Annotated in this window: 8 protein-coding genes; 2 read left to right on the top strand and 6 right to left on the bottom strand. The window is 70.7% G+C overall.

The window, feature by feature from the left end; all coding sequences use genetic code 11:
* Positions 1-8: 8 nt before the first annotated feature.
* From KBX53_RS14005 to KBX53_RS13990, 4 genes are read right to left on the bottom strand one after another with little or no spacing between them, the layout of a single operon-like run.
* Entirely contained in the window at positions 9-899 is an 891-nt protein-coding gene (locus KBX53_RS14005; RefSeq protein WP_210859659.1) for a branched-chain amino acid ABC transporter permease, read from the bottom strand.
* On the bottom strand, positions 899-1678 hold the full coding sequence (locus tag KBX53_RS14000) for an ABC transporter ATP-binding protein (protein ID WP_210859660.1): 780 nt from the start codon (positions 1676-1678) through the stop codon (positions 899-901). The genes KBX53_RS14005 and KBX53_RS14000 overlap by 1 nt, the downstream gene beginning before the upstream one ends.
* 56 nt (positions 1679-1734) lie before the next feature.
* Positions 1735-2478, bottom strand: coding sequence for an ABC transporter ATP-binding protein (locus tag KBX53_RS13995; protein ID WP_210859658.1), 744 nt, complete (start codon positions 2476-2478; stop codon positions 1735-1737).
* A 3-nt stretch (positions 2479-2481) separates the two neighbouring features.
* Positions 2482-3681 carry a substrate-binding domain-containing protein gene (locus KBX53_RS13990; protein ID WP_210859657.1) on the bottom strand — a complete coding sequence of 400 codons (1200 nt, stop codon included), beginning with the start codon at positions 3679-3681 and terminating at the stop codon, positions 2482-2484.
* A gap of 340 nt (positions 3682-4021) precedes the next feature.
* Between KBX53_RS13990 and KBX53_RS13985 the strand changes: the two genes are divergently transcribed.
* Both KBX53_RS13985 and KBX53_RS13980 read left to right on the top strand, forming a co-directional pair.
* Entirely contained in the window at positions 4022-5356 is a 1335-nt protein-coding gene (locus KBX53_RS13985; RefSeq protein ID WP_210859655.1) for a potassium transporter TrkG, read from the top strand.
* A gap of 17 nt (positions 5357-5373) precedes the next feature.
* Positions 5374-6042 carry a TrkA family potassium uptake protein gene (locus KBX53_RS13980; RefSeq protein WP_030329781.1) on the top strand — a complete coding sequence of 223 codons (669 nt, stop codon included), beginning with the start codon at positions 5374-5376 and terminating at the stop codon, positions 6040-6042.
* 60 nt (positions 6043-6102) lie between these two features.
* On the opposite strand, the gene KBX53_RS13975 is transcribed toward KBX53_RS13980, so the two are convergent.
* Both KBX53_RS13975 and KBX53_RS13970 read right to left on the bottom strand, forming a co-directional pair.
* Positions 6103-7740: a serine/threonine-protein kinase gene (locus tag KBX53_RS13975; RefSeq protein WP_210859653.1), complete on the bottom strand. Its 1638-nt coding sequence runs from the start codon at positions 7738-7740 to the stop codon at positions 6103-6105.
* Positions 7741-7810: 70 nt separating this feature from the next.
* The coding region (locus tag KBX53_RS13970) for a fused MFS/spermidine synthase (RefSeq protein WP_210859651.1) at positions 7811-8265 on the bottom strand (455 nt) is incomplete at its 5' end.

Genomic DNA, 8265 nt, shown 5'->3' with positions numbered 1-8265 from the left:
GATCACCGTCATGCCGTTGCCACCTTTCCGGCGATGCCCTGTGGGCGGAGCAGCAGCACGACGGCCAGCAGCCCGACCACGCAGATGTCGCCCAGCCCGGACGTGCCGTAGTAGTTGACGAACTGCTGCACCAGCCCGACCACGACCGCCGCGTACGCGGAGCCGACCACCGAGCCCATCCCGCCGATCACCACCACGATGAACGCGAAGATCAGCAGTGAGCCGCCCTGCCCGGGCGACACGGTGCCGAAGTAGACCCCGCCGAGCGCGCCGGCGAGCGCCGCCGCCGCCCCACCGATCGCGAAGACCAGCGTGAACGCCTTGCGGACGTCGATGCCCAGCGCGGTCACCATCTCCCGGTTCTCCACCCCGGCCCTGATCACCAGGCCGTACCGGGTCCAGCGCAGGAACGCCAGGATCGCACCGAGCACCAGCACCGCCGCGATGATCAGCAGCAGGCCACCGTTGGGCACCTGCGCGCCGAGGATCCCGGTCACCTGCCGGGTCCAGTCCGGACGTGGGAACGGCCGGGCGTCGGCACCCCAGGTGGCCTGCAACAACGCCACCCCGGCCAGGGACAGGCCGACGGTGACCAGCACCTGCTCGATGGTGCGGGAGTACAACGGGCGGATCAGCACCAGCTCGACCAGGATCGCCACCAGCGTGCCGGCGGCCACCCCGAAGGCGACAGCGAACACGAAGCCGAACCCGTCCGGGCCGGCGCCCGGCAGGTTGCCCGCCGCCCACCAGGTGCCGTACGCGCCCACACCGAGGAACAGCCCGTGCGCGAAGTTCAACACGTCGGCCAGGCCGAAGACCAGCGACAGGCCGGAGGCGACCAGGAAGTACAGCGCCGCCAGGCCCAGCCCGGTCAACGTCAACAGGATCACGGTCCCCATCAGAGCTGGTCCTTCCTCGCGACTGCGGGGCTCGCAAGCTCACTCCTCGCGCTCGGCGTGGACACCTCCGCCGAGCCGACACCGAGCAACGACTTCGTCAACGCGGTCTCCAACAGCAGCTCGTGGGCGTCGCCGGTCCAGGCGACCTTGCCGGCGGCCAACACCACCGCGTCGCGGGCCAGTCGACGGACCACTGCCAGGTTCTGCTCGACGAGCAGCACCGGCACCGACCCAGCGACCCGTTCCAACACCTCGGCCACCTCGGTCACCACCTTCGGGGCCAACCCCTTGGTCGGCTCGTCGACGAGCAGCAGCCGGTTGTCGTTGAGCAGCACCCGGCCGATGGCGAGCATCTGCTGCTGCCCTCCGGAGAGCGAACCGGCCCGTTGCCGTCCGCGCCGGTCCAGCTCCGGGAAGAGCGCGAAAACCTTGTCGTACGCCGGGGTGGTGCCGCGCCGCTCGGCGAGCCGCAGGTTCTCGGCGACGGTGAGGCCGGCGAACACGCAGCGGTCCTCGGGCACGTAGCCGAGCCCACCGCGGACCAGCCGGTGCGTGGGCCGGGCCAGCAGGCTCTGCGCACCCATCCGGATGGTGCCGCGCACCTCCCCGGTGGGTGGGGTGAGGCCGACGATCGCGCGCAGCGTGGTGGTCTTGCCGACGCCGTTGCGGCCGAGCAGGACGGTCACGCCGGTCGGGGCGACAGTGAAGGACACCCCCTGGAGGATGTGCAGCCCGGAGATTCGGACCGACAGGTCCTCCACACTGAGAACGGGTTCCAGCTGAGCCGCCTCCGTTCGCGACTGCGGGGCTCGCAAACCCGGCTCACTCCTCGCGCTCACAGCGACTCCCCCAGGTAGGCCTCTTGCACAGTGGGGTTGGCCATCACCGTCTCCGGGGTGTCGCAGGCCAGCAGCGCGCCGTGGTGCATGACGGCGATGCGGTCGGCCAACTCCAGGATGACGTCCATGTGGTGCTCGACCATCAGCACCGCCCGGCCGCCGTCGCCGGTCAACGACTTGATGACGGCGACCAGTTCGGGCACGTCCTCGGCGCTGACCCCGGCCATCGGCTCGTCCAGCAGCATCACCCGCGGTTCACCGGCGAGCAGCAGGGCGATCTCCAACGTGCGCTTCTCACCATGGGCCAGGGTGCCGGCGAGGGCCGTACCCCGGTGGGCGAGGCCCACCCGGTCGAGCGCCGCGTCGGCGGCGGCGGCGACCTCCCGGTCGGCCGCCGCCCGCCGCCACAGTGCCATCGAACCCCCGCGGTGCGCCTGCACGGCGAGCCGGACGTTCTCCCGCACGCTCAGCGAGCCGAAGACCGAGGACGCCTGGAAGGTACGACCCAGGCCGAGGCGGGCCCGCCGGTGCGGCGCGAGCGCGCCGATGTCCTGCCCGTCCAGGGTGACCCGGCCCTCCGTGGCCCGACGCAGGCCGGTGATCAGGTTGAACAGTGAGGTTTTGCCGGCGCCGTTCGGCCCGATCACGCCCAGGAACTCCCCGGGCGCGAGGTCGAGGTAGACGCTGTCGACGATGGCGACCTCACCGATCCGCCAGGTCAGACCACGGGTGGCGAGCATGGGTCAGCCCTTCATCGCCACGGCCGGCGGCGCCGACTCGTCACCGGTGAGGCTCTTCTGCGCGGTCGCCGTGAAGTCGGTGCCGCTGCCGGTGAGCTTGGCCTGGAACATCGGCTGGAGCAGAGCGTGGTCGGCGGCGCGGATGGTCATCTTGCCCTTGACCCCGTCGAAGGTCCAGCCCTCCAGCGCGGTGACCATCTTGTCGACGTCGTCCCCGCCCTCCTGCGCCGCGCGGACCACCATCTGGGCGGCGGCGAAACCGTCCGGGTGGAACAGGTCGATGGTGTTCACCTTGGCCTTGAGCGCCTTGCTGGCCTCGGTGTCGCTGGCGCCGTCGAAGTAGTGCGACAGGAAGGAGATCTTCGCGCCGGCGGCGCCGAAGGTCGGCCACGAGGCGCGGATGTCCAGGCCGGTGACGACAGTGGTGGACGAGAGCACGCCCTGCTGGTCGAGGGTCTGCCACATGGCCGGGGCGGTGGTGCCGGCCCAGGCGACGAAGAGCAGGTCGGGCTTGGCCGCCTTGATCTGGCTGGCGAACGGGGTGAACTCGGTGGCGCTCGCCGGGGCCCGGACACTGCTCACTGTGGCACCGGCGCTACCGATGACGGCCTTGACGGCCGCCTCGTTGGCGTCGCCGAACGCGCCGTCCTGGGCGAAGACCACCACCTTCTTGCCGGTCGGGTCGCCGATGAACGACTTGGCGGTCACCACGTCCTGGTAGGACTGCCGGCCGGAGCGGAACGTGTACTTGTTCGCACCGGTCACCGCGTCGGTGGCGGCCGGGCCGGAGATGAACAGAACCTTGTTCTGCGCCGCGATCGGCGCGACCTGGAGCGCCACGCCGGAGGCGGTGGAACCGGCGATGATCTTCGTGCCCTTACCGATCAGGTCCTTTGCCGCGGAGACCGCCTTGGCGGGGTCTCCCGCGTCGTCGACCTCGGTCACCTCGATCTTCCGGTCACCGACCTTGCCGGTGCCCTCGGTGGCGAAGTCCAGCCCCGCCTTGAACCCCTCGATGTACTGCTTTCCGTAGCTGGCCAGGGCTCCCGACTGGGAGTACACCAGGCCGACCTTGACCGGCGCGGCACTGTCGCCGCCGCCGGTGGCGGTGTCCTGCGGGCTGCCACAGGCCGTGGCGGCCAACGCCGCGGCCATCATCGTGGCGGCGGAGAGGAACACCCGCCGCGTCGTCCGGACCGTCATTGCGACTCCACATGAGGACTCGGAGGGAGAGAACTTCTTTGTGACGGCCCACGCTAGAAGTGACGTCACCCACGAGCTATGTGGCGGAAACACACAAGTAACAGGAATGAGGTGGCCAAGGGTTACAACGGCCTGCACTACCAGCCGGGAGCCCACGTCCTCGATGGCCCGAACCTCCACGGACCACCCGAACCGTGTGTCGCCCCGCGCCATTCGCCCCATTCGGCCGCCGCCGGGCCCGTCGTGGTTCGTGCCGGGCGGGCGGCGTCGGCGGGGGCAGGTGAATCTCCGGAATGTCCGTTCCCGCTCCAGAGACGTGGGCGGACAGGAAGATTGTCTGGTGCGCCGGTTTCTCCGCAATCCCGTGCGGCTGGTGCCGTTCGCGTTCCTGGTGCCGATCCTGTTCGGGACCGGGTTGCTCATGGCCCGCTGGGCAACAGTCGAGCACCAGCACGCGCCAGTGGTCACCGCGCTCTTCACCGCCACCTCGGCCGTGTCGGTCACCGGCATGGCAATCACCGATACGCCGAACTACTGGTCCGGCTGGGGACTGGTGGTGATCACCCTGCTCACCCAGCTCGGCGGCCTCGGCATCCTCACCGTCGCGGCGCTGGTCATCCTGGTGGTCTCCCGTCAACTCGGGCTGCGCAACCGGTTGCTGGTGCAGGCCGAGACGGCGGAGTTCGGCATCGCCGAGGTGGGCCGGTTGCTCCGCCGGATCGCGCTGACCGTCTTCGCCTGCGAGGCGGTGATGACCGTGCTGGTCACCGGTCGGCTCTGGCTGGCCTACGACTACTCGTTCGGGCAGGCCCTCTGGTCAGGTGTCTTCCACGCCGTGCAGGCGTTCAACAACGGTGGCTTCGCGCTCTACACCGACGGCCTGCTGGCCTTCAGCCGTGACCCATGGGTGTCGCTACCCCTGGCGCTCGGCGCGATCATCGGCGGTCTCGGGTTTCCCGCGCTGTTCGAGGCGGTCCGCGAGTGGCGGCAGCCGACGCGCTGGGCGGTGGCGACGAAGTTGACCATCTGGGGCAGCGTGGTGCTGCTGCTGGTCGGCTTCGCGGGCCTGCTCGCCGCCGAGTGGACCAACACGGACACGATCGGCCAGTACGACGTATCGGGCAAGATCCTCGCGTCGTTCACCCAGATCGCGCTGAGCCGCACCGGCGGCTTCAGCGTCCTGGACATCGCCGCCCTCCAGGAGGAGACCTATCCCCTGCTGATCGTGTTGATGTTCATCGGCGGCGGCAGCGCCAGCACGGCCGGAGGCATCAAGGTCTCCACGTTCTTCCTGCTGGCGTTCACCATCTGGGCGGAGCTGCGGGGGGAGCCCGACGTGATGATCGGGCACCGGCGGGTGGCCACCGCGAGCCAACGGCAGGCGGTCACGGTGGCGCTGCTCAGTGTCGCGTTGGTGACGGCCGGAACCATGCTGTTGCTGCTGCTCACCGAGGGCGTCCGCTTCGTCTCGGCCCTGTTCGAGGTCACCAGCGCGTTCAGCACCACCGGCCTGACCACCGGCCTGGCGGCCGACCTGCCGGCCGGTGGCCAACTGGTGCTGACAGTGCTGATGTTCATCGGCCGGGTCGGGACGCTCACCCTGGGGTCGGCGATCGCCCTGAACACCCGACGCCGGCTCTACCGCTATCCACAGGAGCAACCAATTGTCGGCTAGCAGGCGGGAGGTCCGAGGTGTCGGCTAGACAGGCGGACAACGGCGGCATCGTGGTGATCGGGCTGGGTCGGTTCGGTTGCCACCTGGCCGGGTCGCTGAGCCGGATGAACCGTGAGGTGTTGGCCATCGACCGCAGCCCGGAGAAGGTGCAGCGCTGGTCGGCGCAGCTCGACCGGGTGGTTCAGGCAGACTCGACCGAGGACGGTGCGCTGCGGCAGCTGGGCATCACCGGTTTCGGACGGGCCGTGGTGGCCATCGGGGCCTCGGTGGAGGCGAGCGTGCTCACCGTGTTGGCGCTGGTCGAGCTGGGTGTGCCGCAGATCTGGGCCCGAGCCACCTCGCAGAAGCACGCCAAGATCCTGGCGTCGGTGGGCGCGCACCACGTGATCTTCCCGGAGGCCGAGACCGGGGACCGGGTCGCCCACCTGATCGTGAGCCGGTTGCTCGACTTCATCGAGTTCGACGACGACTTCGCGATCGCCACCGTCCGGGTGCCCGAATCCCTGGTCGGGCGCACCCTGATCGACCTGAGACCGGAGGAGCGCTACGGGATACGCGTGGTCGGCGCCAAGCTGCCGGGCGAACGCTTCCGGTACACCTCCGACGACACCACGCTTCCGCAGGGCGGGGTGCTCATCGTCGAGGGCGGAATCGACCAGGTGCAGCGGTTCGCGGGGCTGCGCTGACCGGTCAGGTGTCGCGGCCGTGGCCCTTGGTGACCTTCACCGGGTGGCCACCGGGGTCCTTCAGCCTTTTCCCGGACCACCCCCGCCCTTCCCCTTGCCCGGCTTCGCGGGAGCCTTCGGCGGCTTCGCCTTCGTCGCGCCGCCGCCCGAACCGCCACCGCTGCGTACCGTCGTCTTCTTCGGCGGAGCCTTCGCCGTGGTGGCCGCCTTGGTCGGCGCGACGGTGACGGGCATGCTGCCGGCCACCCCGGAGACACGCACCCCACAGGTCGTGTCACCGAGCCGGAACTCGACAGGCAGCGGATTCGCGCCGCTGTACTTCCCGGTTAGGGTGAGCTTCTCGGCGGCGCCGGGCGCCAGCGTGGTGCGCTGCGCCGCCGGTCGGATCAGCACGGTCCTCCCCTGCTGCTGCACCGGCGTCGGATCCGCCTTCGTCACCGTCTGCTGGCCGGGGAACGTGAAGCTCATCGTCCAGTCCCGCAGCTCCTGCTTGCCACTGTTGGTCAGGGTCAGCTCGGCGGCGAAGTCCTTGCCGGAGTCGCTGCGCAGCGCGTACGCCACCTCGCAGGGCACCGTCGTCGGCAGACCCATCCGCGCCTCGGTGGTCGGCCGGTCCCCACCACTGGCCGGGCTGCGCGAGGTGAACCCCCACATCGCCCCGGTGACCGCGATCAGCCCGACGGCGGCCACCCCGGCCTCCACCCGCCGACGACGCCGGTGCCCCCGCCGGGCCCGGTTGCGGGTCCGCGACAACGGCAACGCGTCGGTCGCCGCGGACCAGGGCAGGATCGTGGTGCCCGCGCTGGCCAGCGTCTCCGGGTCCACCGTTCCGGCGGCCGGCGAGACCGGCACCGCCGCGAGCATCCCGGCCGACTCGGCGAGGGTCCGGGCCAGCTCGGCGGTCGGCGGGCGGTCACCGGGCTGCTTGGCCAGGCACCGCCGGACCAGGTCGGTCACCTCGTCCGGCAGGCCCGGCACCGGGGGCATCGGGTCCGGGTCGTTGTACATGTGGGCGCGCAGCATCTGGGTGGTGGTGCTGGCCTGCCACGGCAGCCGGCCGGTGAGCATCCGGTAGAGCAGCAGCCCCACGGCGTACACGTCGGTGGCCGGGGAGACCTGGCCGTTGTCCAGCCGTTCCGGGGCGAGGTACGCGGGAGTGCCCAACAGCGCGCCGTCCGGGCCCTTCTCGCTCTCCCCGACGAGCGCGGAGATGCCGAAGTCGACCACCTTCACCCCGGTCGAGGTGAGCATGACGTTGCCCGGGGTCACGTCGCGGTGCACCACACCGCGGGCGTGCGCGGTGGCCCGCGCCGAGCTGACCTCGGCGCCGATGGTCACCGCCTCCCGCCACGGCAGCCGGCTCTCCCGGCCCAACCGGGTGGCCAGCGAACCGCCGTCGACCAGCTCCATCACGACGTACGGCACGGTCAGCCCGACCTGCTGGGACTCGCCGTAGTCGTACACGTTCGTGATGTTGGGGTGACAGAGCCGCGCGGCGGCCTGCGCCTCGATCCGGATGCGGTGGCGGAACGCCCGGTCGCTGGCCAGCCGGGAGGCCAGCACCTTCACCGCGACCTGGCGGCCGAGCACCTCGTCGTAGCCACGCCAGACCACCGACATCCCGCCCGCGCCGAGCTGCTCGATCAGCCGGTACCGCTCATCGAGCAGCTGCGCGCCGTTCCGGTCCCCACCACCCATGGTGAGCGTTGTTGCCCAGGAACGCCCCACCTACACCTGGACGATCGGAATCGGTCAGGATGTCACCCGTTCAGGCGGTGGCCAGCAGTTGGTCCACCGGGGCGTAGTCGTCGGTCAACACCATCGCCGTACCGACGAAGTCCGTCAACGCCGCGCCGCTGAGCAGGCTGACCTTCGGGTCCACCTCGTCCAACCGGGCCCGGACGGCCTCCAGTGGCAGCGGCGCGTCGGAGCCGACGATGAGGAAGTTCGCGCCCTGCTCCTCGGCGAGCGCCTCCGGCGGCGCGATCAACGCGACGTGCCTGAACTCGGCGGCCACCGTGGCCAGCTCGGCGCGGATGAACCGCAGCGGCGGGTAGTCGATGACGTTCTGCACGTACACGCCGCCGGGGCGGGTCACTCGGCGGACGTCGGCGGCCATCTCCCGGGTGGCCAGGTGCCAGGGCACCACCAGGTGCCCGAAGGCGTCACCGACCACCAGGTCACGACTGTCGGTCGGCTCGCCGGCGACCAGCATCCGGGCGT

This window comes from Micromonospora sp. M51 (assembly GCF_018070305.1).
In the GTDB taxonomy this organism is placed as follows: domain Bacteria; phylum Actinomycetota; class Actinomycetes; order Mycobacteriales; family Micromonosporaceae; genus Micromonospora; species Micromonospora parva.
The sequence above is the reverse complement of the archived record's forward strand: the minus strand, read 5'-3'. Positions and strand labels throughout refer to the sequence as shown.